22 protein-coding genes, 1 tRNA gene and 1 pseudogene are annotated in these 23,237 nt (G+C 66.0%); 13 read left to right on the forward strand and 11 right to left on the reverse strand.

Annotated elements, in window-relative coordinates:
• Positions 1-30: 30 nt before the first annotated feature.
• Positions 31-984 (reverse strand): MBL fold metallo-hydrolase, encoded by a 954-nt coding sequence (locus tag BRO63_RS26305; RefSeq protein WP_088142612.1) that lies wholly within the window; start codon positions 982-984, stop codon positions 31-33.
• Positions 985-1,123: 139 nt separating this feature from the next.
• The gene (gene mutM, locus BRO63_RS26310) at positions 1,124-1,951 is read right to left on the reverse strand and encodes a bifunctional DNA-formamidopyrimidine glycosylase/DNA-(apurinic or apyrimidinic site) lyase (RefSeq protein ID WP_088142613.1); all 828 of its coding nucleotides are present in this window, start codon (positions 1,949-1,951) and stop codon (positions 1,124-1,126) included.
• Here mutM and BRO63_RS26315 point away from each other — a divergent pair.
• From BRO63_RS26315 to ychF, 9 genes are all read left to right on the forward strand, one after another.
• Positions 1,950-3,836, forward strand: a complete 1,887-nt coding sequence (locus BRO63_RS26315) for a tetratricopeptide repeat protein (protein WP_088142614.1) — start codon at positions 1,950-1,952, stop codon at positions 3,834-3,836. The two genes, mutM and BRO63_RS26315, sit on opposite strands and share 2 nt — an antisense overlap.
• A 53-nt stretch (positions 3,837-3,889) precedes the next feature.
• A complete protein-coding gene (gene lolB, locus BRO63_RS26320) occupies positions 3,890-4,432 on the forward strand; it encodes a lipoprotein insertase outer membrane protein LolB (protein WP_088142796.1) in 543 nt (180 codons plus the stop codon).
• Between the two features lie 73 nt (positions 4,433-4,505).
• On the forward strand, positions 4,506-5,417 hold the full coding sequence (gene ispE / locus BRO63_RS26325; protein ID WP_088142615.1) for a 4-(cytidine 5'-diphospho)-2-C-methyl-D-erythritol kinase: 912 nt from the start codon (positions 4,506-4,508) through the stop codon (positions 5,415-5,417).
• A 1-nt stretch (position 5,418) separates the two neighbouring features.
• Positions 5,419-5,495: transfer RNA gene (locus tag BRO63_RS26330), tRNA-Gln, on the forward strand.
• A gap of 140 nt (positions 5,496-5,635) precedes the next feature.
• Positions 5,636-6,586: a ribose-phosphate pyrophosphokinase gene (locus BRO63_RS26335; RefSeq protein WP_006227587.1), complete on the forward strand. Its 951-nt coding sequence runs from the start codon at positions 5,636-5,638 to the stop codon at positions 6,584-6,586.
• A 147-nt stretch (positions 6,587-6,733) separates the two neighbouring features.
• On the forward strand, positions 6,734-7,348 hold the full coding sequence (locus tag BRO63_RS26340; RefSeq protein ID WP_088142616.1) for a 50S ribosomal protein L25/general stress protein Ctc: 615 nt from the start codon (positions 6,734-6,736) through the stop codon (positions 7,346-7,348).
• A 97-nt stretch (positions 7,349-7,445) separates the two neighbouring features.
• Complete coding sequence (gene pth, locus BRO63_RS26345; protein ID WP_054451950.1) at positions 7,446-8,042, forward strand: aminoacyl-tRNA hydrolase; 597 nt, start codon at positions 7,446-7,448, stop codon at positions 8,040-8,042.
• Positions 8,042-8,827 (forward strand): CPBP family glutamic-type intramembrane protease, encoded by a 786-nt coding sequence (locus tag BRO63_RS26350; protein ID WP_088142617.1) that lies wholly within the window; start codon positions 8,042-8,044, stop codon positions 8,825-8,827. The genes pth and BRO63_RS26350 overlap by 1 nt, the downstream gene beginning before the upstream one ends.
• A gap of 97 nt (positions 8,828-8,924) precedes the next feature.
• Positions 8,925-10,016 carry a redox-regulated ATPase YchF gene (gene ychF / locus BRO63_RS26355; protein WP_088142618.1) on the forward strand — a complete coding sequence of 364 codons (1,092 nt, stop codon included), beginning with the start codon at positions 8,925-8,927 and terminating at the stop codon, positions 10,014-10,016.
• Positions 10,017-10,248: 232 nt separating this feature from the next.
• Here ychF and BRO63_RS26360 read toward each other — a convergent pair whose 3' ends face one another.
• From BRO63_RS26360 to BRO63_RS26375, 4 genes are all read right to left on the reverse strand, one after another.
• On the reverse strand, positions 10,249-10,626 hold the full coding sequence (locus tag BRO63_RS26360; RefSeq protein ID WP_088142619.1) for an SH3 domain-containing protein: 378 nt from the start codon (positions 10,624-10,626) through the stop codon (positions 10,249-10,251).
• A 36-nt stretch (positions 10,627-10,662) separates the two neighbouring features.
• Entirely contained in the window at positions 10,663-11,418 is a 756-nt protein-coding gene (locus tag BRO63_RS26365; protein WP_088142620.1) for a sulfite exporter TauE/SafE family protein, read from the reverse strand.
• A 117-nt stretch (positions 11,419-11,535) separates the two neighbouring features.
• A complete protein-coding gene (locus BRO63_RS26370; protein WP_088142621.1) occupies positions 11,536-11,982 on the reverse strand; it encodes a MarR family winged helix-turn-helix transcriptional regulator in 447 nt (148 codons plus the stop codon).
• Positions 11,983-11,985: 3 nt separating this feature from the next.
• Positions 11,986-13,584, reverse strand: coding sequence for an MDR family MFS transporter (locus BRO63_RS26375; RefSeq protein ID WP_088142622.1), 1,599 nt, complete (start codon positions 13,582-13,584; stop codon positions 11,986-11,988).
• 394 nt (positions 13,585-13,978) lie between these two features.
• On the opposite strand from BRO63_RS26375, the gene BRO63_RS26380 reads away from it, so the two are divergent.
• Entirely contained in the window at positions 13,979-16,516 is a 2,538-nt protein-coding gene (locus BRO63_RS26380) for an AsmA family protein (protein ID WP_088142623.1), read from the forward strand.
• Positions 16,513-16,899: an MOSC N-terminal beta barrel domain-containing protein gene (locus BRO63_RS26385; protein WP_088142624.1), complete on the forward strand. Its 387-nt coding sequence runs from the start codon at positions 16,513-16,515 to the stop codon at positions 16,897-16,899. The genes BRO63_RS26380 and BRO63_RS26385 overlap by 4 nt, the downstream gene beginning before the upstream one ends.
• 24 nt (positions 16,900-16,923) lie before the next feature.
• On the opposite strand, the gene BRO63_RS26390 is transcribed toward BRO63_RS26385, so the two are convergent.
• The 4 genes from BRO63_RS26390 to rsmD form a co-directional block, all read right to left on the reverse strand.
• Positions 16,924-18,147 carry a benzoate/H(+) symporter BenE family transporter gene (locus BRO63_RS26390; RefSeq protein WP_179215222.1) on the reverse strand — a complete coding sequence of 408 codons (1,224 nt, stop codon included), beginning with the start codon at positions 18,145-18,147 and terminating at the stop codon, positions 16,924-16,926.
• Positions 18,144-18,395, reverse strand: a complete 252-nt coding sequence (locus tag BRO63_RS26395) for a YfhL family 4Fe-4S dicluster ferredoxin (RefSeq protein ID WP_042795127.1) — start codon at positions 18,393-18,395, stop codon at positions 18,144-18,146. Before BRO63_RS26395 ends, BRO63_RS26390 begins: the two co-directional genes overlap by 4 nt.
• 125 nt (positions 18,396-18,520) lie before the next feature.
• Entirely contained in the window at positions 18,521-19,024 is a 504-nt protein-coding gene (gene coaD / locus BRO63_RS26400) for a pantetheine-phosphate adenylyltransferase (protein ID WP_013396175.1), read from the reverse strand.
• Positions 19,025-19,082: 58 nt separating this feature from the next.
• Positions 19,083-19,649, reverse strand: coding sequence for a 16S rRNA (guanine(966)-N(2))-methyltransferase RsmD (gene rsmD / locus BRO63_RS26405; protein WP_059371359.1), 567 nt, complete (start codon positions 19,647-19,649; stop codon positions 19,083-19,085).
• A gap of 352 nt (positions 19,650-20,001) precedes the next feature.
• Here rsmD and ftsY point away from each other — a divergent pair, with 352 nt between their 5' ends.
• Positions 20,002-21,033, forward strand: a complete 1,032-nt coding sequence (gene ftsY, locus BRO63_RS26410) for a signal recognition particle-docking protein FtsY (protein ID WP_373557801.1) — start codon at positions 20,002-20,004, stop codon at positions 21,031-21,033.
• A 78-nt stretch (positions 21,034-21,111) separates the two neighbouring features.
• Here ftsY and BRO63_RS26415 read toward each other — a convergent pair whose 3' ends face one another.
• Positions 21,112-22,770: a CYTH and CHAD domain-containing protein gene (locus tag BRO63_RS26415; RefSeq protein WP_088142626.1), complete on the reverse strand. Its 1,659-nt coding sequence runs from the start codon at positions 22,768-22,770 to the stop codon at positions 21,112-21,114.
• A gap of 333 nt (positions 22,771-23,103) precedes the next feature.
• On the opposite strand from BRO63_RS26415, the pseudogene BRO63_RS34685 reads away from it, so the two are divergent.
• Positions 23,104-23,232, forward strand: a pseudogene (locus tag BRO63_RS34685) (ESPR domain-containing protein); the annotation flags it as partial.
• Between the last annotated feature and the right edge of the window lie 5 nt (positions 23,233-23,237).

Here is a 23,237-nt window from a genome sequence, read left to right on the forward strand (position 1 = left end):
TTGGATGGGCCGTTGGCGGCCCGCCGGGGATCAGCCTTCCAGCTGCGCCCACATCTCCAGGTCGCGCTTGTCGGTCCAGATGCGCGGGTGGGTGTAGCCGGTGGCCTCGTCATAGGCGCGCGACACGTCGAACGGCATGCAGTGGTCGAAGATCACCCAGTCGCTGTAGCGCGGCTTCATGAAGTCGTAGACCTCGCGGTAGATGGTCTTCAGGTCCTTGCCTTCGGCCACGCCCCGGTTCACCGCGCCGTACAGGTCGGTCAGGAAAGCGCGCGTGCCGGCCAGGCCTTGGCGGACTTCGGTGGCGTTCTTCAGCGCGGGGCCGCGGCCCGGGACCATTTTTTCCGCTTCGAAGCTGGACAGCGCGTCCAGCGTGCTGGGCCAGTCGCGGAAATAGGCGTCGCCGCAATAGGGGGTGGACTGGTATTCGACCAGGTCGCCGGCGAACAGGATCTTCTGCTCGGGCAGCCAGGCGATGGTGTCGCCCTTGGTGTGGCCGCGGCCCACTTGCAGCAGCTTGACTTCCAGGTTGCCCAGGTTGACGGTCATTTCGCCCTTGAACGTCATCGTCGGCCAGACCAGGCCAGGCGGAATCGATTCGGCGTTGCGGAACAAGCGGGGGAAGCGGCCGATTTCGCTGGCCTTGTCCTGTTCGCCGCGTTCGGCGATCAGGTCGTAGGTATCCCGGCTGGCCAGGATTTCCTGGGCGTCGTAGGCGGACGCGCCGAACACGCGCACGGCGTGGTAGTGCGACAGCAGGATGTACTTGATGGGCTTGTCCGTGACTTCGCGGATGCGGCGGATCACGTCTTGCGCCATGACCGGGGTGGCCTGGGTGTCGACCACCATGACGGCCTCGTCGCCGATGATCACGCCCGTATTGGGATCGCCCTCGGCCGTGTAGGCATAGGCGTTGTCGGACAGTTTTTCGAACGAGACGACCTTGTCGTCCAGATCGGCGTGCGAGGCGAATTGCTTGCTCATGGAGGCTCCTTCCACTTTTATAGGAATAGGGTGTGTGGAAGAAATATAGCCCGGCGTTAGTTTTCGTGCAATACGTTTGCTATAAACAAATGGCCTTGTTTTTACAGGGATTTCCCGCGGATTTTCGGGGCGGCAGCGGTCAATTCCTTTGGCATTTCGGGCAGTAGTAGGTGGCGCGCTGCCCCTGGACGAGGCGCCGTATCGGGGTGGCGCAGACCCGGCAGGGCTGGCCCTCGCGTTCGTAGACGGCGGCATGGATCTCGAAGTAGGCGCCCGGTTCGCCGGTGGCCCCGACGTAGTCGCGCAGGGTGCTGCCGCCCGAGGTCAGGGCGTCGGCCAGGGTGGCGCGCACCATGTCGGCCAGGCGCTCGCAGCGGGCGGGCGACAGCTTGTTGGCCGGCGTCTTGGGATTGATGCGGGCGCGGAACAGGCTTTCCGACGCATAGATATTGCCCACGCCCACCACCGCCATGCCCGCCAGCAGCACCTGCTTGACGGCGGCGCTGTGATTCTTGAAGTGGCGGTGCAGCCAGGCGCCGTCGAAACGCGGGTCGAAGGGTTCGATGCCCAGCTTGGCCAGCAGGGGATGGGTATCCACGGGACCATCGGATCCGGGGTGCCACAGCACCGCACCGAAGCGCCGCGGGTCATGCAGGCGCAGCACCGCTTCCTCGAAGATCCATTCGACATGGTCGTGCTTGCGCAGGAATTCGCCGGGGGCGACGCTGCGCAGCGACCCCGACATGCCCAGATGCACGATCTGGGTGCCGTGCTCGAACCGCAGCAGCAGGTACTTGCCCCGCCGCGCGCATTCCAGCACGGCGCGGCCGGCGATCAGCGACGGCAGATCCGGCGGGATGGGCCAGCGCATGCGGGATTCATGGACGACCAGCCGCGTCAGCGTCCGGCCGGTGATGACGGCGTCGATTCCCCGACGCGTGGTTTCGACTTCAGGCAGTTCCGGCATGAGCCAGTGTAAGATCGTTAATTGCGTGTACGAAGATTGTGCCATCAACCGGACGGGCCGCGTGAAGTCGTCTTTCAAACCTATAAATATCGGGATCGCCGCGCTAGCGCTTGCGCTGGCAGCAATACTGACCCCACCGGCCCAGGCCGCCGACAGCCGGACGCGCGACGCGACCGGGCCTCGGATGGCGCCCCAGAGCCGCCACCCTGAAACCGAAGTCATCCGGCTGCGCCCCGGGCAGTTGCCCTACGTCTCGCTGACCGCCGATATCTTTTATCGCGTGCTCGCCTCCGAGATCGCCGCGCAGCGCGGCATGTACGGCTCGGCGGCTACCACCATGCTGGGCCTGGCGCGGGATACCGGCGATCCACGCCTGGCCCGCCGCGCCCTCGAGTTCCAACTGGCTGGCGGCAACCTGCCCGGCGCCCTGGACGCCGCCCGGGTCTGGGCGCGCCTGTCTCCCAACGACGTCGAGGCCAGTTCCACCGAGCTGGCGCTGGCCGCCGCCAACGGCCAGACCAAGGGCCTGTCGCAGGCCTTGCGCAACCGCATCGATTCCTCGCGCGACAAGCCGGCCGCCATCGGCCAGGCCCTGGCCGTGCTGAGCCGCCTGAACGACCGCCGCCTGGCCCTGCGCATCCTCGACGAATCGCTGAGCGACAGCGTGCGCAAGCTGCCGGCCGCGCACTTGGCGCTGGCGGACGTGGCTTCCGCCTCGGGCGACTACACCCGCGCCGCGCAGGAGTCGCGCGCGGCGCTGGCCGCGGATCCCAAGTCGGAACCCGCCGCCTTGCGCGTGCTGGAGTACGGCTACAAGGTGGACCCGCAGCGCGCGCAGACCGAGGCGCGCGCCTACATCGCCCGCAATCCCAACGCCCGCAAGGTGCGCCTGATGCTGGCAGGCCAGTTGGCCGACAGCGGCGACTACAACGGCGCGCTGGCTGAATTGCAGGCCATGTCGCGCCGCTCGCCGGAAGATTTCGACCTCTTGTTCATGCAGGCGCAGCTGGCCTACAAGGCTGGACAGCTCCCTCAGGCCAAGAGCCTGTTGCAGCAGTATCTGGACGTGCAGCAGCAACGCCAGCGCGCGACCGTCCCGGGCGCAACCGACGCCGGCGCCGCCGCGGCCGACGCCCATGTGCTGCTGGCCCGCATTGCCGAAGACCAGGGCCACTACGACGACGCCATCGCCGAGCTGGGCCGCATCGACGATCCCACGCTGCGCTACTCGGTGCGCATGCGCCAGGCCGCCTTGCGCGCCAAGAGCGGCCGCATCGACGACGCGCTGGCCATGATCGACGCCGCCGGTCCCCAGGACGAGGAAGAGCGCACGCTGGGCGTGCTGACCAAGGCCCAGATCCTGCGCGACGCCGACCGCGTGCAGCAGGCGGTGTCGGTGCTGGAAGCGGCCGATCAGGCGCTGCCCGACACGGTCGAGATCAAGTACGAACTGGCCATGCTGTACGAGCGCCAGAACCGTCTGGCCGACCTGGAACGCATGCTGCGGCAGGTCATCGCGCTGGACCCGGATCATGCGCATGCCTACAACGCGCTGGGCTATACGCTGGCCGATCACAACCAGCGCCTGCCCGAGGCCCTGGATCTGATCACGCAGGCGCTGGAGCTCGCGCCCAACGATCCGTTCATCCTCGACAGCATGGGCTGGGTCAAGTACCGCATGGGCGATTCCGCGGCCGCCGCCGACTATCTGCGCCGCGCTTACAGCGTGCGTCCGGAGGCCGACATCGCAGCCCACCTGGCTGAAGTTCTCTGGACCCAGGGCAAGCGCGACCAGGCCATCGAGCTGCTGCGCGCGGCCGTGGCCAAGGATCCCAAGAACAAGACCGTTCAGGACGTGGCCAAGCGCCTGGGGATCAGCCTGTGACGGCAGTATTCCAACGTGTGTCCGGCGCTGCCGCGCCGCTGCGCTGGTTCCTGATGGCATTGCTGGCGGCGACGCTGGCGGCCTGCACCACGCCCAAGCCGATCGAAGGCGCCAGCGCCGACGCGTTCTCGCGCATCGGCCGCTTCGCCATCACCGTCAACGAGGAAAGCGGCAAGCAGAATGCCGTGCAGGGCGGCTTCTCGTGGTCGGACGACGGCCGCCACTACGTGCTGGACCTGACCAATCCCCTGGGCTCGACCGAGGCGCGCGTGGAAGGCCGGCCCGGCGCGGCTAGCCTGACCAAGGCCGACGGCACCCGCCTGGTCGCCGACAACCCCGATGCGCTGGCAGCGGAGGCGCTGGGCAGCAGCATGCCGGTGTCCGGACTGCGCGATTGGCTGCGCGGCAAGCTGGCCGCCACGCCTGAAGCCACCGAAGTGTCGCGCGACGAACTGGGTCGCCCGGCGGCATTCGAACAGGGCGGCTGGCGCGCGCGGCTGTCGCGCTACGACACGCTGGGTCCCCAATTGCTGGTGCTGGAGCGGCAGGAGCCGGGCCGCCGCATCATGTTGCGCCTGGTCGTCAACCAGCCTTGAACAATGGGCCGCCTCGGCCCGGAACTGGCGGTCGCCCGGTAAAATCGGGCGACCGCTTTTTTTTCGCCCAGCCGTGACTCTCTACGACGTACCCGCTCCCGCCAAGCTGAATCTGTTCCTGCACGTCGTGGGCCGCCGCGCCGACGGCTACCATCTGCTGCAGACCGTTTTCCGCTTCATCGACCTGTGCGACACGCTGCACTTCGACGTGCGCGCCGATGGCGTCATCAGCCGCGCCACGGAGCTGCCGGGCGTGCCCGAAGAGCAGGATCTGACCTTGCGCGCGGCGCATGCGCTGCAGCGGGCCACGGGCACGAAGCAGGGCGTGCAGATCGGCCTGGAAAAGCGCATTCCGCAGGGCGGCGGCCTGGGCGGCGGCTCGAGCGACGCCGCCACGGTGCTGATCGCTCTGAACCGGCTGTGGGGCACGGGGCTGTCGCGGCGCGAACTCATGGAGCTGGCCTTGCCGCTGGGCGCCGATGTGCCCGTATTCGTCTTCGGCCAGTCCGCATTCGCCCAGGGTATAGGCGAAGATCTGACGGCGGTGGCGCTGCCGGATCGCGCGTATCTGGTGGCGCAGCCGGATGCCAGCGTGCCCACGCCACAAATATTTTCCGCACCCGATTTGACAAGAGATTCTTCTTCCACCACAATAGCGGTCTTTCTTGCTTCGCCTACTTCCCGCTTCGGCAGGAATGATTTGGAGCCGGTGGTCTACCGTCTTTACCCAGAAGTGCTTGGGGCATCGCGGTGGCTTGCTGAACAGGGAATCCTTCGTGGAACCCCGGTTCGCATGTCGGGATCTGGTGCGTGTTTATTCGCCGAATTTTCCGAACTCTCCGAAGCCGTTTTGGCAGAAGCAGAAATATCCGCTACAATGCGCGGCGCTGATAAAACATTCAGCCAAACGCATCCACGGTTTCGGTTAGTGCAGGCATGTACTGGGTTAGCTGAACATCCGTTGCGGAATTGGATTGCAAGATAGTTGGGGAGTCGCCAAGCTGGTTAAGGCACCGGATTTTGATTCCGGCATGCGAAGGTTCGAATCCTTCCTCCCCAGCCAACCGAATACATAAAAAAGCTGTTGAACACGCCTGTAAGACACTGGCCCGGGTTCAGCAGCTTTTTTATTTTCCGGGTCCGCTGGTGCATCACCTCGCATCACCTCGTTAGTGTCTTAAAACGACCATCGCATCATCCATCATGGCAAACGATAGCTTCATGATTTTCACGGGCACCGCCAACACTCGGCTGGCCGTGGACGTAGTCAACCACCTCGATATGTCCCTGGGCAAGATGACCGTCGGTCGCTTCTCGGACGGCGAAGTGATGGTCGAGATCAACGAGAATGTGCGCGGCAAGGACGTCTTCGTCCTGCAGCCCACCTGTGCCCCCACCAACGACAACCTGATGGAAATCATGGTGATGGTCGATGCCCTGCGCCGCGCTTCCGCTGGCCGCATCACCGCCGCCATTCCCTATTTCGGCTATGCCCGCCAGGACCGCCGCCCGCGCTCGGCGCGCGTGGCCATCTCGGCCAAGGTCGTGGCCAACATGCTGCAAGTGGCTGGCGTCGACCGCGTCCTGACGATGGACCTGCACGCTGACCAGATCCAGGGTTTCTTCGATATCCCCGTGGACAACATCTACGCGGGTCCGATCCTGCTGGGCGACATCTGGCGCCGCAATTTCTCGAACCTGGTCGTCGTGTCCCCGGACATCGGCGGCGTGGTGCGGGCCCGCGCGCTGGCCAAGCAGCTGGAAGCCGATCTGGCCATCATCGACAAGCGCCGTCCGCGCGCCAACGTGTCGGAAGTGATGAACATCATCGGTGAAGTCGACGGCCGCACCTGCATCATCATGGACGACATGGTCGACACCGCCGGCACGCTGTGCAAGGCGGCCCAGGCCCTGAAGGACCGCGGCGCCGGCGCCGTTTACGCCTATTGCACGCACCCCGTGCTGTCGGGCGGCGCCATCGACCGCATCGAAGCGTCGGAACTGGACGAACTGGTCGTCACCGACACCATTCCGCTCTCCGAGCAAGGCCAGGCCAGCGGCAAGATCCGCCAGCTGTCGTGCGCCGCGCTGCTGGGCGAGACCATCCTGCGTATCTCGAACGCGGAATCGGTCAGCTCGCTGTTCGTCGATTAAGACGCGGCATCCCTCGGACGGGTAGTCCGGATACAGAGTTTTGCGCCTTGCTGGTCGCGGCAAGGCGCAACAAACACGGCGCGCATTTCGCGTGCCGTGCACTAATCGGCGAAGCCTCTTCGCCATTTATTGTTTTTGGAGTTTTCCATGAAATTCAATGCCACTGCGCGTAGCGTCCAGGGTTCGAGTGCGAGCCGCCGCCTGCGCCGCGCGGGCCGCGTTCCCGCCATCGTTTATGGCGGTACGGCTGCCCCCCTGAACATCGAACTCGACCACAACGAGATCTACCACGCCCTGCGCAAGGAAGAATTCCACGCGTCGATCCTGCAAATGGCGCTGGAAGGCGCAGCCAAGGAAGAGCAAGTCCTGCTGCGTTCGGTTCAATGGCACGCCTACAAGCCGCAAGTCCTGCACGTGGACTTCCAGCGCGTGGACGCCAACCAGGCCCTGCACACCAAGGTCCCGTTCCACTTCATCAACGCTGAAGTCTCGCCGGCCGTGAAGCTGGGCGGCGCCATCATCAGCCACGTCCTGACCGAACTGGAAGTCACCTGCCTGCCGGCAGCGCTGCCCCAGTTCATCGAAGTGGACCTGAAGGACCTGCTGCCTGGCGCATCGGTCCACCTGGCCGACATCAAGCTGCCCAAGGGCGTGACCTACGTCCCCCACGGCGGCGACGCCAACCCGCTGCTGGCCGCCACGGCCGTGGTCAAGGGCGGCGCTGCCGCCGACGAAGGCACTGCCGAAGCTCCGGCCGCCTAAGTCCTGCCGGAAAGCCCTCGGGCTTTCCACGGCTGGTACCCGAAACCCTGCGTGTGCATTTGCATGCGCAGGGTTTTTTGGTTTAAACACCCCCATCATGTCTACTCCTATACGCCTCATCGTGGGACTGGGTAATCCCGGCCCCGACTACGAAACCACCCGGCACAACGCCGGCTTCTGGCTGGCCGACCACCTGGCGGACGATTTGCGCGCTTCTTTTGCGCTGGAGAAGTCCTTTTTCGGCATGGTGGCCAAGTCCCGCCTGGGCGCGGACAACGTGCTGCTGCTGAAGCCCAACACCTACATGAACCGTTCCGGCCAGGCGGTCGGCGCGCTGGCCCGCTTCTATAAGCTGGTGCCGGAGCAGGTGCTGGTGCTGCACGACGAACTGGACCTGATGCCCGGCCAGGTGAAACTGAAGCAGGGCGGCGGCCATGCCGGCCACAACGGCTTGAAGGACATCCAGGCGGCTTTGGGCAGCCCGAACTTCTGGCGCCTGCGCATCGGCATCGGCCATCCCCGCACGCTGGGCCTGGCCCAGCAGGTGGCGGACTTCGTGCTGCATCCGCCGCGCCGCGAAGAGCAGAAGGAGATCGAAGCGGTGATCGACCGTTGCCGCGCCGTGGTGCCGGCGATGCTGGCCGGCGATTTTCCGTTGGCGACGCGTCAACTCCATAGCGGCAACGAGGCCTGATGACAGACCTGCGGCAATCGGCATCGGTATCCGGCGGAAAACTGCGCTTTCGCAGCGAGATTGCAGACTTCTGGCGCTTCATCCGCCATCCGCATCCCGTTTCGCGCCTGCCGGGCCGCGCGTGCGCCAGCGGGCTGGTTGCCGACTGGTGGCCGGGCCTGGGACCGGGGCGCCTGCTGGCCTGGGCCGCGCTGCTGTGGGTGGTGAACCTGTTCGCGCTGGGACCCGTGGCGGTGGCTGCCGCAGGCTTGGGCGGCGTTACGCACCGGCTCGATCCCGCCAACATCCCCTGGCTGACCGCCGTCATCTGGGCGCCGCTGGTGGAAGAGACACTATTCCGCTACGGTCTGCGCCGCCCCAAGCAGGCGCTGTGGCTGATTCCGGCAATGGTGCCCGTGGTGCTGTGGGGGCCCAAGGTCTGGACAGGCTTGCTGCTGGCCGCATTCGTGATCCTGGCCTGCTGGGGCGCGCGTCAGCGCGCCGAGCCGCTGCAGGGTTGGGACACGACCTGGCGGCGCTATTACCTGAAGCACTTCGGCCTGGTGTTCCACCTGGTCGCGCTGACCTTCGCCGCAGTGCACCTGACCAACTTCGTCTACAGCAAGACGCCGTACTGGCTGCTGCCCCTGCTGGTGCTGCCGCAATGGCTCACGGGCCTGGTGCTGGGCTGGATGCGCGTGCGCCGCGGAATCGGCGCGGCGATACTGCTGCACGCTATTTTCAACGCCGGCCCCATTTTGATGATCTGGATCATCATGCGCTGGGTTCCCGCCGCCGCAGCCTAACCGGGGCCGCAACGGCGGCCCGGCCGGCGGGGCTTGAGCGCCCGGCCGGGGTAAACTAGAACGTTAACGATCAATACCGTACTTACACAGGATTCCCATGGCTCTGCAATGCGGCATCGTCGGCCTGCCCAACGTAGGCAAATCGACCCTCTTCAACGCTCTGACCCGCGCCGGCATCGCCGCCGAGAACTACCCGTTCTGCACCATCGAACCCAACGTCGGTGTGGTCGAAGTGCCGGATCCGCGCCTGCAGAAGCTGGCTGAAATCGTCAAGCCCGAACGCATCCTGTCCGCCACCGTCGAATTCGTCGACATCGCGGGCCTGGTCGCCGGCGCGAGCAAGGGCGAAGGCCTGGGCAACCAGTTCCTCTCGCACATCCGCGAAACCGACGCCATCGTCAACGTGGTGCGTTGCTTCGAGGATCCCAACGTGATCCACGTGGCCGGCAAGGTCGATCCCATCGCCGACATCGAAGTCATCGAAACCGAACTGGCCCTGGCCGATCTGCAGACCGCCGAAAAGGCCCTGCAGCGCCACCAGAAGACGGCACGCTCGGGCGACAAGGAATCGCAGCGCATCGTGGCCGTGCTGGAAAAGTGCATCGCCCAACTGAACGAAGCCAAGCCGATCCGCGCGCTGGACCTGACGACCGAAGAGAAGGCCGACATCGCCCAGCTCTGCTTCATCACCGCCAAGCGCGCGATGTACGTGGGCAACGTGGCCGATGACGGCTTCACCAACAATCCGCTGCTCGACCGCCTGACCGAATTCGCCGCCGCGCGCAATGCGCCCGTGGTCGCGATCTGCGCCGCCATTGAATCCGAAATCGTTGACCTCGACGACGCCGACCGCCAGGCCTTCCTGTCCGACATGGGCATGGAAGAACCCGGCCTGAACCGCCTGATCCGCGCCGCCTTCAAGCTGCTGGGCCTGCAGACCTACTTCACCGCAGGCGTGAAGGAAGTGCGCGCCTGGACCGTGCCGATCGGCGCCACCGCGCCCCAGGCCGCCGGCGTCATTCACACCGACTTCGAGCGCGGTTTCATCCGCGCCCAGACCATCGCCTACGAAGACTTCATCACCTACAAGGGTGAGCAGGGCGCCAAGGAAGCCGGCAAGATGCGCGCGGAAGGCAAGGAATACATCGTGCAGGATGGGGACGTGATGAACTTCCTGTTCAACGTCTAAGCGAAGCTGAACGTTTTTCCATGCACCCCAAAGATCGGACCTTGGTCCGATCTTTGGGGTGTTTTTCATGGTGAAGCATCCCGAGCAATACGCGCCGCTCGCGTTCCGGAAGGACTTTGCGAGAAAGGCATGAAGGGCGAGAACATGACGGGTTGCGGCGAATGGGCTGGTTATTCGCCGCAAATAACGCGGTGAATAGCGGGATGACCGGTCGCGGCCGAGTTGGACTGCATCAGCAGATGGCTTGATCGCACAGACGTAAGTTTTCAAGCGGCACCCAGCCCGCCTCGCCGTCTATGAGCCTGACCGCCCAAACCCAGCCATTCAATTCGCGTTCGCCGCGCAGCAATTCACCCGGCGCGACATCCAGTTCCTTGTTGGTGAAATCCTCCAGCAGCGTGGCGCTGCCGTCGGCGTGGCGGTCCAGGAATTGCGCCGGCACGAAACCGGCTTCCTGGCCCGCAGGCGTGCAGAGATACCAGTCGGGCCAGCCCTCGGGGCCATCGTATCGTTCGCCGACGGCGACGCGATCTCCCTTGCGCACCCGCATGGGTTTGGGGAATTCGCTGGTATGGGCCTGGATGACCTGGTAGTGGCGGTCGGGATGCATGGGCATAGCCTGTCTGTGTCGTTGCTACGGACGGGACTATGCCACGCGTTCAAGCAGCCGCGGCACTGCCGATGCCAGCAAGGCAACGCCGGACGCAGTCAGCAGCCCCAACACGATCTGCCGGAAGCGCGCCTCGCTGATGCCTATGTAGAGCTTCGCGCCCAGCAGCACAGGCACCAGCATGGCGGCGGCGACGATGGCGAACATGGGCAGCATGGCGCGCGTGACGATGCCGCTTGCCAGATACGTGCCCATGGTCACCAGCAGCATGGACAGGTTGAAGTTCTGGATGATGGCGCGTTGCGCGTCCTTGTCGAAGCCGCGCAGCGTGCACCACAAGGTGGGCAGCGTGCCCGTGAAACCGCCGATACCGCCCAGCACGCCGCCGGCCATGCCGACGGCCGCGTCGGCCGCGCGGCCGCCCGTGGAGATCTTCGGCAGGTTCCTGGCGTACAGCATGGCGGGGCACCAGATCACCAGCAAGGCGCCGAGTATGGTCTTGAACCAGTCCATGTCCAGGCGCGGCAGCAGCGCCACGCCCAGCGGAATGCCGAACAGGCCGCCGATCACGAAAGGCAGCAATCGCCGCAGGTCGAAGCCGCGGCGCACGGTGATGGCGGCGAGGATCTGCCCGACCAGGGCGCCGAAGACCGCGAGCGTCGCGGCCAGGCGCGGGTCCAGCACCCAGGCCCAGAACGACATCGCCACCAGGCCGAACGCAAAGCCCGACAGGCCTTGTACGAAGCCTGCGACGACCGCGCCCAGGGTGACCACCAGATATACAGAATCCATTGCCGTCTCTTTGTTCTTGCTTCGGGGAACGGCTTGTATTCTGGATGATCGCGACTCCTCGCGAATCGCGTTTTTCTATGGGCTGATATCGCTCTTCTTATGGCGGCGCAGTCGATTCTAGTTCGGCGTCTTGCCCACTGCCGCCCGCAGGAAATTCGTTTCCAGCACGCTCAGCACCCGATTCAAGGTATCGATATCCGCGGCGGACAATCCCTTGAGCGACTCCTCGAAGAAGGCGGCCCGTTTGGGCAGGGCCTCGTCCACCACGGCCTGGCCGGCCGGCGTGAGGCTGGCGTTGGTCAGGCGGTTGTCCTGTGGATCCACTGCGCGGGCGATCCAGCCCATTTTTTCCATGGCCTGCAGCTGCCGCGTGAGTGATGCGGGATCGAGCCGGCAGCGTTCGGCCAGATGCTTCTGCGAGCATTGGCCGCATTCATGCAGCGCCAGCAGGATGCGCCAGCGGGGCAGGGCGTGGCCGACCGTGCTGCTGAATGCGCTCTGCATGCCGCGGTAGGCTTGTCCCATGTGCTGGATGACCTGCAAGCCTTGTTGTTGTTTGGGCAAAAGCTATTCTCCGACGCCGGCCGGCTCTGGTTTGGAGGGGCGGATCAACTGGACCGGCGGCACGCGCCGCACGCACCAGAGCGCGAACACCGCAACCACCAGGGCGATGAGCTGTCCTTCGTGGATGGCGCCGACGAGCGCGACGCGCGCGATCTCGATCAGCGAGGTTCCGTCCTGACCTTGATGCGCCAATTGTGCCAGGAACTGCGTCTGGGCCTCGGGATTGACCAGCATCTGGGGATCGTTGAGCTCGGGCAGCCAGCGGGCGGAAGCGCCGCGCAGAGTGGACTCGACGCCGCTGAAGTAGCTATGGCTGACCATGGTGCCGACGATCGCCGTGCCCAGCATGCCGCCTATCATGCGCAGCGATTGCAGCAGCGCGGTGGCGATGCCCAGGTGGCTGCGGCCGGCAGTCTGCTGCGCGAAGACCGTCAGGTTGGGCATGATGAAGCCCATGCCCAGGCCGGCCATCAGCATGTATGCGGCGATGAGCGCATGTGACGTATAGCTATGGGTGGTAACAATGCCCAGGCACGAGAACGCCATCAGGATGAAGCCCGCGTACAGCATGCGGTTGGGATTGCGGATGCGGGTGATGACGCGGCCGTTGATGATGCTGCCCACGGTGATGAAGACCACCATGGGGGTGATGAGCAGGCCGGCATCCTGGGGCGACAGCCCGAAGCCGCCCTGCAGCAGCAGCGGCGCGTAGAACAGCAGCGAGTACATGGTCACGCCCACCAGCAGGGCCAGCGTGAAGAGCATGGCCAGGCCGCGGTTGCGGAACATGTCCAGCGGCAGCAGCGGGTGCGGACAGCGCCGTTCCCACCAGAGCAGGACGGCGAAGGCGACCGCGCTGCCCACGCCCAGCAACATGATGGGCCCGCTCAGCCCTTCCTTGGGCAGCAATTCGACCAGCAGTTGCAGGCTGCCCAGCGCCAGCGCGATGAGCAACGCGCCCTGCCAGTCCAGCCGCACGCGGCCGGTCGTGTGATTGCGCAGGTGCGGCAGATAGCGTCCGACGAACCAGAGGCCGAGGATGCCGATGGGCAGGTTGACGTAGAACACCGAGCGCCAGCCATAGTGCTCCGTCAGCGCGCCGCCCAGGGTCGGCCCCACCGCGTTGGCGATGCCGAAGGCGGAGCTGAGCATGACTTGCCAGCGCAGCCGTACATGGGGATCGGGAAACAGGTCGGGGATGGAGGCGAACGCCGTGCCCACCAGCATGCCGCCGCCTATGCCTTGCAGCGCGCGCGCCAGGACCAGCGTGAACATGCTGTCGGCGGCGCCGCACAGCACCGAGGCGAGGGTGAACAGCACGATGGCCGCCACCACGAACGGTTTGCGCCCGTAGTAGTCGCCCAGGCGGCCGAAGATGGGCACTGTGATGACGGAGGTCAGCAGGTAAGACGTGGCTACCCATGCATACAGTTCGAAGCCCTTGAGTTCGGCCACAATGGTCGGAAGCGCGGTGCCGACCACGGTCTGATCGATGGCGACCATCATCATGACGAAGCACATGCCCAGCATGGCGAGCAGGGTCTGGCGAAAGGGAAGCACCTGGCCGGGCGAGTGCGGGGTGCCTGTAGTGGGGGCGGACATTGCTGGATCTATCAATGATTGATGTATCAATCATTCTAGCCCTACAATCCCCGAGACAGAAAGTTGTCAGGTCCGAGGCCGGATTTCGAGGCACGGAGCCCGGGGGCAAGAGTGCTGAATTTGCGCGGTTTTGCCTGGCTTTCCGCGCGAAGCCGGCTTGATTTGTTACGATAGCGCTATCTGTACGCTGGTCTAGCTGGCGTCTTCATCAGGCTTTCCTTGGCAGATCCCCATTTTTGGCGCCGTAGCCCCAGGCTCGGCAGGAGAACGGGCACGCCCTGAAAGGCCGTGGCTACATAGGCCGGGCGGTTTTCCGCCGCTAAAGCACCTTCCGCGCGCCTGGCGCCGCGGACGGCATTCAAGGATTTCCAGTCGAGGTACCGACGGGGCAGCAATGAAAACGTGGTTCAAGCGCATTTTGATAGGCCTGGTAGTGTTGGTTGTCGTGGCCGTCGTTGGCCTGGCCATCTTCTTGCTGACATTCGACCCCAACGCGTACAAGTACAAGCTGGAAGAGCTTGTCCAGCAACGCTATCAACGCACGTTGACGATCGACGGCGAGATCGAGCTGTCGCTCTTTCCGCGCATCGGGCTGTCGGTCCAGGGCGTGTCGCTGTCCGAGCCGAATAGCTCCGAAACCTTCGCCTCCATCGACAGCACCAGGCTGGCGGTTGCCGTATGGCCGCTGCTGTCCAACAGCTTCGTCGTCGACCACGTCGCCATCACCGGTTTCAAGGCCCGCGTGGTGCGGGACAAGCAAGGCCATTTCAATTTCAGCAACCTCGTGGGCGGCATCGCGCCGGTCACGGCGGCGCCGGCCAATCCCGCCGAAGCCTTGGCGGGCGCGGCGCAGAGCGCAGTGCAGGCCATCGCCAACGGCAATCTGCCGCAGCCGCGCAACAACATGCAGATCGACATCGCCGGGCTGGACCTGAAGGACGGCCAGGTGCAACTGCAGGACGCCATCACGGGCATGGCGGTGGCGGTCACCAAGATCAACGCCAACACCGGCCGCGTCACTTTCAATCAGCCGTTCGATGTGCGCATGACCGCGCGCGTCGAGGGTGGCAATCCGCGCGTGGACGCCAATCTGACCGGCCAGGCGCTACTGACGCTGGACCCGTCGGCCAAGCGTTACGCCGCGCAGAAGCTGGACCTGCGCATGGACGGCAAGCTGCCGGGCGCCGAGGCCAAGAGCCTGGCGATGCGCGGCAATCTGGCCTTCAATGGCCAGAAGTCGGCGCTGGACATCGCTGGCCTGGAAGTCGTGTTCCAGGGCGACGTCACCGATCCCGCTGCACGCGCGACCAATGTGGATGCCAGCGTGGCCATCCCCAAGCTGGCGATCGACCCGCACAAGAGCCAGCTGCAGATCGAGAAACTGGCGATACGAGCCAAGGGCGGCGTGGCGGACGGTCCCTTCGAATTCGCCGTGGACGCACCGGCGCTCAACATCTCGCCGGCGTCGGCCACGGGTGAAGCGTTGACGGGCCGCGTGCGCATCAGCGGCCTGGACGCGAGCTTTGGCCTGAACGGCATCAGCGGCAACGCCGGTGAACTGGACATCAAGGAAGCCAAGCTGGACAGCACGTCCAAGAATGGCGAACGGATCGTCAAACTGAACTTCGCCTCGCCGCTGTCCCTGAACCTGCTGCAGCGCAGCGGAGGCCTGTCCGGCCTGCGCGGCGACGTCAACATCACCGATCCCGGGCTGCCCAAGGGCAGCCTGCAGATCCCCGTGATCGGCAGCGTGACCGCGGACCTGCTGAAAGATCAGGCCACCAGCAAGATCAACGCGGTGCTGGAAGGCGGCAAGTTCGACCTGAGCGCGGACATCACCAAGCTGAGCGATTCGCCGAAGGTGAGTTTCGCGCTGCTGGTGGATACGCTGGACCTGGACAAGCTGGTGCCGCCCGCCGCGGCAACGCCCGCGCAGCCCGCTCCCAAGCAGCCTGCCGAAGCCAAGAAGGAAGACGGCAAGCCGGCGCAACCGGCCGCTGCTCCGGCTCCGGCTCCCGCTCCCGCTCCCGCCAAGCCCGCCGACGATACGATCGACCTATCGGCGCTGATCGGCCCCAGCGTCAACGGCACGATCAAGGTCGGCAAGCTGGTCGTGCGCGGCCTGAAGGCCGACGACGTCGGCGCCGCGGTCAAGCTGGACAAGGGCAAGCTGGACATCTCCAGCCTGACGGCTGGGCTTTACGGCGGCAAGCTGGCGGGCACCTTGTCGGTGGACGCCGCTCAGGGCAACCAGCTGGCCACCAAGATGTCGCTGGCCGGCATCGCCATTGAACCGTTCCTGATGGACCTGGCGCGCCAGAACGTGCTGAGCGGCACGGGCAGCCTTGCGCTGGACCTGAAGACGGCCGGCGCCAATGCCTACGCCATGAAGAGCGGCCTGGGCGGCACCCTGCAACTGCGCCTGCGCGACGGCGCGGTCAAGGGCATCAACCTGACGCAGACGCTGCGCGAGCTGAAGGCCGCCTTCAAGCCGGAATCGCAGAACGAGACCGTGGCCTCCGACACCAGCAAGCAGACGGCATTCTCCGAGATGGACGCCGACCTGGCCTTCACCAAGGGCGTGGCCGCGGTCAAGCGCCTGAACGTGGTGTCGCCCCTGCTGCGCGTGACGCAGGGCGAACCGGCCACCATCGACTTCGTCAAGAGCGAGCTGGACTTGGTGGCGCGCGCCCGCGTCGTCAATCCGGCTGCCGATCCGGAAGGCAAGGAACTGATCGACCTCAAGGACGTGACCATTCCCGTGCACGTCAAGGGGCCGTTCGACAAGCCCACCTACACCGTGCTCTGGAAGGACGCCATCGGCGGCATTCTCCAGCGCAGCCTGGAAAACAAGCTGCGCGAAGCGGTGACGGGCAAGGGCAAGGGCGGCGCGGCCGTCGACAAGGCTTTGAAGGGACTGCTGGGCAAATGAACGCCGAGAACTTCCAACCCGTGGCCGAGTGCGGCGCCACCATGCAGGCCGAGGCCGCTGGCTATCACCGGCAATGGCTGGTCGCCAACGATTCCGGGCAGTGGCTGAACCGCGCCCTGTGTCCGAAGTTGGCCGAGGTCGCGGTCGAGCTGCGGCTGGGTTATCTGGTGCTGAAGGCGCCCGGCATGCTGCGCATGGATATTCCGCTGGACGTCATCGAAGACGACGACAGCGTGCGCTACAGCATGAAGGTGGGCGAGCAGGTGATCGACGTGATCGACGAAGGGGAACTGGCCGCGGCCTGGATTTCCAATTTCGTGCAGGTGCCTTGCCGCATCATGAAGGTGCATCCCGACACGCCCGTGGCCGCCTGGCCGGCCTGAACGGGCAGGGCGCGCGAGGGCCGCTCAGGCCTGCGCGCCAGAGCGCTTGAATTCGAAGGCCGCGTGGGCCAGCAGGCCCGCCATCAGGCCCCAGAAGGCCGATCCGATACCCCAGAAACTGAAGCCCGATGCCGTGGCCAGCAGCGTGATGAGCGCGGCTTCGCGGCGTTGCGGGTTGGCCATGGCCGCGGCCATGCCGCCCATGATGGTGCCCAGCAGCGCCAGCCCGGCCAGCGCGGCCAGCAAGGCGGCGGGCAGGGCCTGGAAGAACACCGCCACGGCGCCGGCAACCACGCTCAGCACGACATAGCCCAGGCCGTAGGTGGCGGCGGCGATGTAGCGCTTGGACGGGTCCGCATGCGCTTCGGGGCCGGTGCAGATGGCCGCGCTGATGGCGCCCATCGTGACGCTGTGCGCGCCGAAGGGCGCGGCCAGCAGGCCCAGCAGGCCGGTGGCCGCCACCAGGCGCGAGGCGGGCGGCTGGTAGCCGGCGGCCTGCAGGATGGCCAGGCCGGGCAGGTTCTGCGAGGCCATCGCGACGACGAATAGCGGAATGCCCAGGCTGACCGCGGCCTGCGCGCTGAAGGCGGGCGTGGTCCAGACGAATTCGGTGAGGCGCCAGTCCAGCAGGTCCAGCTGGATCAGGTTCAGGCCGAAGGCGATGGCGATGGCCACCAGCATGACGACCAGCACCGCGTAGCGCGGCGCCCAGCGCCGGCACAGCAGATAGGCGGCGCACATCGCCAGCACCAGCGCGGGCTGCTGCTTGATGTTGCTGAAGACGCCCATGCCGAAATTGAGCAACACGCCCGCCAGCATGGCCGCGGCGATTTCGCCGGGGATGCGGCGCAGGATGGGATCGATCCAGCCGAACAGGCCGCAGGCCAGCGTCAGCGCGGCGGCCAGGATGAAGGCGCCGATGGCTTCGTTGAAGGGAACCCCGGCCAGCGCGGTAACCAGCAGGGCCGCGCCGGGGGTGGACCAGGCCATGACGATGGGCAGGCCCGTGCGCAGGCTGTAAACGGCGCCGCCCAGGCCGAACGCCAGGCTGAGCGAGCCGATCCAGGAGCCGATGTGGGCGGAGTCCAGGCCCGCGGTATGGCCTGCCTGCACCATCAGCACGGCGGTGCCGCCAAAGCTGACCAGCACGGCGACCAGGCCGGCGGCGATGGCCGATGCGGACAGGTCGCGGCGGGCGTGGTGGCGGGCAGGAGGGAGGTCGATGCTGGACTGCGCGGCGTCGCTCATGCGGCACCGGTCAGGCGACGGTACTTGGCCATGAGCTGTTCCTGGCCTTCATTCCATTGCGGATGAAGCTCGATGCATTCCACGGGGCACACCACTTTGCATTGCGGCTCGTCGTGGTGGCCGACGCATTCGGTGCACCGGTCAGGGTCGATGACGTAATAGTCCTCGCCCATGGAGATTGCTTCGTTCGGGCACTGGGGCTCGCAAACGTCGCAATTGATGCATTCTTCGGTGATGGTCAGGGCCATGGCGGGCTACGGTATGGGGCGGGTAGGGCTACACGCATTGTACTGCCGCTGCGCGCCCGGGCCGCGCAGCGCAAGAAGGGCGCTCTGCGCGCCCTTCGAGGGTGGAGCAATACCTGCGGCGGGGCTCAGCCCGGCCAGGACTGTTCGCGGCGTTCCTTGGCCTTTTCCTGGAGCCAGCGCTCGACGGACGGGAAGACGAACTTGCTCACGTCGCCGCCCAGCTGCGCGATTTCGCGCACGATGGTGCCGGAGATGAACTGGTACTGGTCCGAGGGCGTCATGAACAGCGTTTCGACGTCGGGCAGCAGATGGCGGTTCATGCCGGCCATCTGGAATTCGTACTCGAAGTCGGACACGGCGCGCAGGCCGCGCACGATCACGCGGCCGCCCTGGTCGCGCACGAAGTCCTTGAGCAGGCCGCCGAAGCTTTGCACTTCCACGTTGGGATAGTGGCCCAGCACTTCGCGCGCGATTTCCACGCGCTCGTCGATGCTGAAGAAAGGCTTCTTGTTGCGGCTAATGGCGATCCCAACCACGACTTTGTCGAAAAGCGTGGCGGCACGGCGGACCAGGTCCTCGTGGCCTCTGGTCAGCGGGTCGAAAGTGCCGGGATATACAGCGGTGATCATACGAGCTCCGTACCGTTATAAGTGGTGTACACCATCCTCCGAAGCTCGGATTATTGACCTATTTGCGCAATGCAGCAAATTCCAGCAGGTGGTAGTGGACCGCGCCTGCCTTGTCCTGCCGCAAGATCGTGAATCCTTCGGGGGCTTCGATGGGATTTTCCGCCTCTACGTAGACTAGCCCATGCTCGGTCAGAATGCCCGGCAGAATCGGCCACAGGCGCGGCAGCCAGCCCTGGCCGAAGGGCGGATCCAGCAGGATCAGGTCAAATCGGGACGCATCCATGCGTTCAGCGACCTGCATGGCGTCGCCCACGTGGATGCGTATCATGTCGGCTTTGAGCTTGTCGCGCAGTGTCCGCAGCGCGGACGCGGCGGTCTTGTCCCGCTCGACCATCTGCACATGCGCCACGCCGCGCGAGGCCGCCTCGAACCCCAGGGCGCCGCTGCCGGCGAACAGATCCAGCACCTGCTTGTCGGCGAACTCGCCGCCCCACAGGTGATTGAGCCAGTTGAACAGCGTCTCGCGCACCCGGTCGGGCGTGGGGCGCAGCGTCTCCACGTCGGGCACGGCAATGGGGGTGCGTCTGTATTGGCCCCCGACGATACGAATATACTTGTTACCCATGTTTAGCCGCTTCTTCAAGAAAAAATCCCCTCCGCCCGCCGCGCCGGTCCAACCCGCGCCGCCGCCGGAGGCCGCAGACGCCGTAGCCGCGCCTGCCGAGCCCGCCGCCGTCCCGGTCACGCCCGCGCCGCCAGCGCCAGTGGCCGCCGAACCGCGCCGCGAACCGAGCATCGAGCCGGCCGCTGCCGCACCGGCTGCAACGCCGGTTGTGGCGCCAGTTGCTGCGCCGCATGAGGCGCCGGCCGTGACGCCTGCGCCGGTTGCGCCCGCAGCGTTTGCGCCGGCACCTGCCACCGTATCGGCACCAGCGCCTGTTCCGGCACCAGCGCCGGCCCCGGCCCCGGCCCCGGCATTGGCTCCCGCTTCTGTCGCGGCGACAGCGCCGGTGGTGGCAACGCCTGCTCCGATCGCCGCTCCCGCGCCGGTTGCGGCGCCCGCGCCCGCCGTCGAACCCGCCGCCGAAGCCCCCAAGAAGGCTTCCTGGCTGTCGCGCTTGAAGCAAGGCCTGTCGCGCACGGGCCAGAGCATAGGCGGCATCTTCGTCGGCGTGAAGGTCGACGAGAACCTGTTCGAGGAACTCGAATCGGCGCTCATTATGGCCGATGCGGGCCTGGAGGCCACCGAAAAGCTCCTGACCGCGCTGCGCGCCCGGGTCAAGAAGGAACGCATCGAGGATCCGGCCAAGGTGAAGGCGGCCTTGCGCCAACTGCTGGCCGACCACCTGCGCCCGCTGGAGCGCGCCTTCGACCCGAAGCGCACGCAACCCCTGGTCGTCATGATCGCGGGCGTCAACGGCGCCGGCAAGACCACGTCCATCGGCAAGCTGGCCCACACCTTCCAGCGCCAGGGCGCCAGCGTGCTGCTGGCCGCCGGCGACACGTTCCGCGCCGCCGCGCGCGAGCAGCTCATCGAATGGGGCAGCCGCAACAACGTGACGGTGATCTCGCAGGACGGCGGCGATCCGGCGGCTGTCGCGTTCGATGCCGTCAACGCCGGCCGCGCGCGCGGCATGGGCGTGGTGATGGTGGATACCGCGGGCCGCCTGCCCACGCAGCTGCACCTGATGGAAGAGCTGAAGAAGATCCGCCGCGTCATCGGCAAGGCGGATGCCGCCGCGCCGCACGAGGTGCTGCTGGTGGTGGACGGCAATACCGGCCAGAACGCCCTGGCGCAGATCCGCGCCTTCGACGCGGCCATCAATCTGACCGGCCTGGTCGTGACCAAGCTGGACGGCACCGCCAAGGGTGGCACGCTGGCCGCCGTGGCCGCGGGCAGCCAGGGCGTGCGCCCGATCCCCGTGTACTGGATCGGCGTGGGCGAAAGCCTGGAAGACCTGCAGCCCTTCGTGGCCGACGAGTTCGCCGGGGCCTTGCTGGCGGATTGAGGTCCATGGATCCGGCGCGCATGCGCCGGAAAAAACAAAGGGACGGCGCATGCCGTCCCTTTTGTATTCAAGCCTGTGTCACTTCCAGAACGGCTTGCTGGCGGCCAGGTCGTCGAACGCCTTCTGTGCGTCGTCCGCCAGTTCTTCCAGGCGCGCGCTGATCCAGCCCAGGGCGAACCAGGCTTGCGGATGGGTGGCGGTACAAGACTCGTAGTAGTCCTTGGCCACCGCCAGGTCGTTGATTTCGCCCAGCACGTCCTGCACGCGCGACAAGAGCTTGCGATAGCCGCGCAGCTTGCCGGCGGGCAGCAGCGATTCGGCGAACGCCAGGCTGTAGCGCAGGCGCTTGCCGCGCTTGCGCAATTCGTGGCGCGTGGGGATGTCCAGCGTCGCGAATTGCGTGCCCTGGTCGGCCACCTTGCTATGCCAGCGATGCAGGCGCCGCGCCAGCTGCTTGTGCAGGCGCTGCGGATCGGGTTCGGGCGCCAGCATCGGAATGATGGTGGGTTTGACGCTGGGCGCCGCCACGCCGCCTTCTAGCCGGATGGCGGGCTCGGGCGCGGCGTCGCTGGGCGTGCCATTGGCTATGGTCTGGCCTTCCGTGGACGGCAGGGCCGGCGGCACGTCCAGGCTCCATTCCAACAACTCCAGCAGCCAGGCCTGGAAGGCCTTGCCGCCGGCGATGCTGCGCGCGTCCTGTTCCGGGGGCGCGGCTTCCATGGGGATGACCGGCATGCCCGCGCGCATCAGCGCGGGCGCCACGGTTTCGTTCAGCACGTCCTGGTCGCGATTGGCGCCGAAGGCGGCGAAGTGCGTGCGCACGCCTTGCAGCAGGGCGTCGGGAATCGGCGCGATCCAGCCGTCGAACAGCTTCCAGGCTGAACGCAGGCGGCGCACCCCAACGCGCAGCTGGTGCACGTGTTCGGAGTTGCCGGCGCGGTAAACGCCTTCGGTGTCGACCTCGGCCAGCACCGAGGCGTTGCGCGCGATCTGGTCCAGGCATTCGGCGGCGATGCGCGCCATGGCCTGGGGCGCCGTCATGTCTACACGCAGCTTGACCGACGCTGCGCCGCGCGGCGCCCAGAACTGGGCGATGGCTTGCGCGCGGCGCGCTTCGAGGTCATCGCCGGGAATGGCGTCGGCATCGGCCAGGCGCTGCGCCAACTGGGCCAGCGCGTCGCCGCGTTCAGACTTGCTGCGCGGGTCCAGCACCAGGCTGTGGCGCTGTTGCCAGCCGCGGGCCGCGGCGAAGATGGCGGCGGGGCGGCCCGACACCAGTTCGAATTCCAGTTCGGAGATGGGCAGCTCCAGCGCGCCGGCACGCAGGATACCGGTGTCGTAGGCCAGCTCCACCGTGCCGTAGCGCGTGCGGACCTTGCGCAGCAGGCGCTGCACATCGGTTTCGTAGCGCAGGCCCAGTTCGCCTTTGATGGCGGCCAGCGCGGCTTCGACCTCGGTGCCGGCATACACCGACAGGTCCAGCACCGGACCGGGCCGCGGGTGATTGAGTTCGATGCGCGTGATGGCGTTGATGCCGGGCATCTTCAGCGTCTGCACCCAGTCGCGGCCTTCCTGGCGCAGCCGGATGGCGATGCGCGCCCGCGCAAGTTCGCGTTCGGGCGTATCGAAATACATGGCGTGCAGGCGGATGCGGGTCGCCTCGCGCTGCTTGATCTCTCGCTGCACCGCCTGGCGCGAAGCCGCGGGCACGTGCAGTTTCAATTCCTGTTCCGACATGGCGACGAGCGTCCAACGGCAAAAGCCGAGATCTTAATCAAACGAGGGGGGCGATTTGATGACCGGTCATATTTATTTCACATGGAGCATAGACGTGTTTGCGGCGCATCAACAACCGGGGGTGCGCAGCCTTGCCCGCAAGCCAGGGGGAGACGCTGGCAGCCGAATGCCGAAGCGTTGGCCGGGTTCGTTCAATTACCAAGTTTCAGTGATATGCAATGTTACGAATCGCTTTTCTAATTGTAATTGGCGGGTAACGCGCTTCGCGGCCCTGGCTTCCATCCGCGTCTGCCCAGCAACTGTTCCTGCGGGCCCCGATTACATAAGAGCCCAATGAATCATACGTATCGCATCGTCTTCAACCGCAGCGCAGGCTTGTGGAAAGTGGTAAGTGAACATGCCCGCGGGCAGGGCAAGGGCGGTTGCCGCAGGGGGCGATCCGCGCGCGGGCGCCTGCCGTTGATGGC

The organism is Achromobacter xylosoxidans (genome assembly GCF_002192695.1).
Classification (GTDB): Bacteria; Pseudomonadota; Gammaproteobacteria; order Burkholderiales; family Burkholderiaceae_B; genus Achromobacter; species Achromobacter xylosoxidans_C.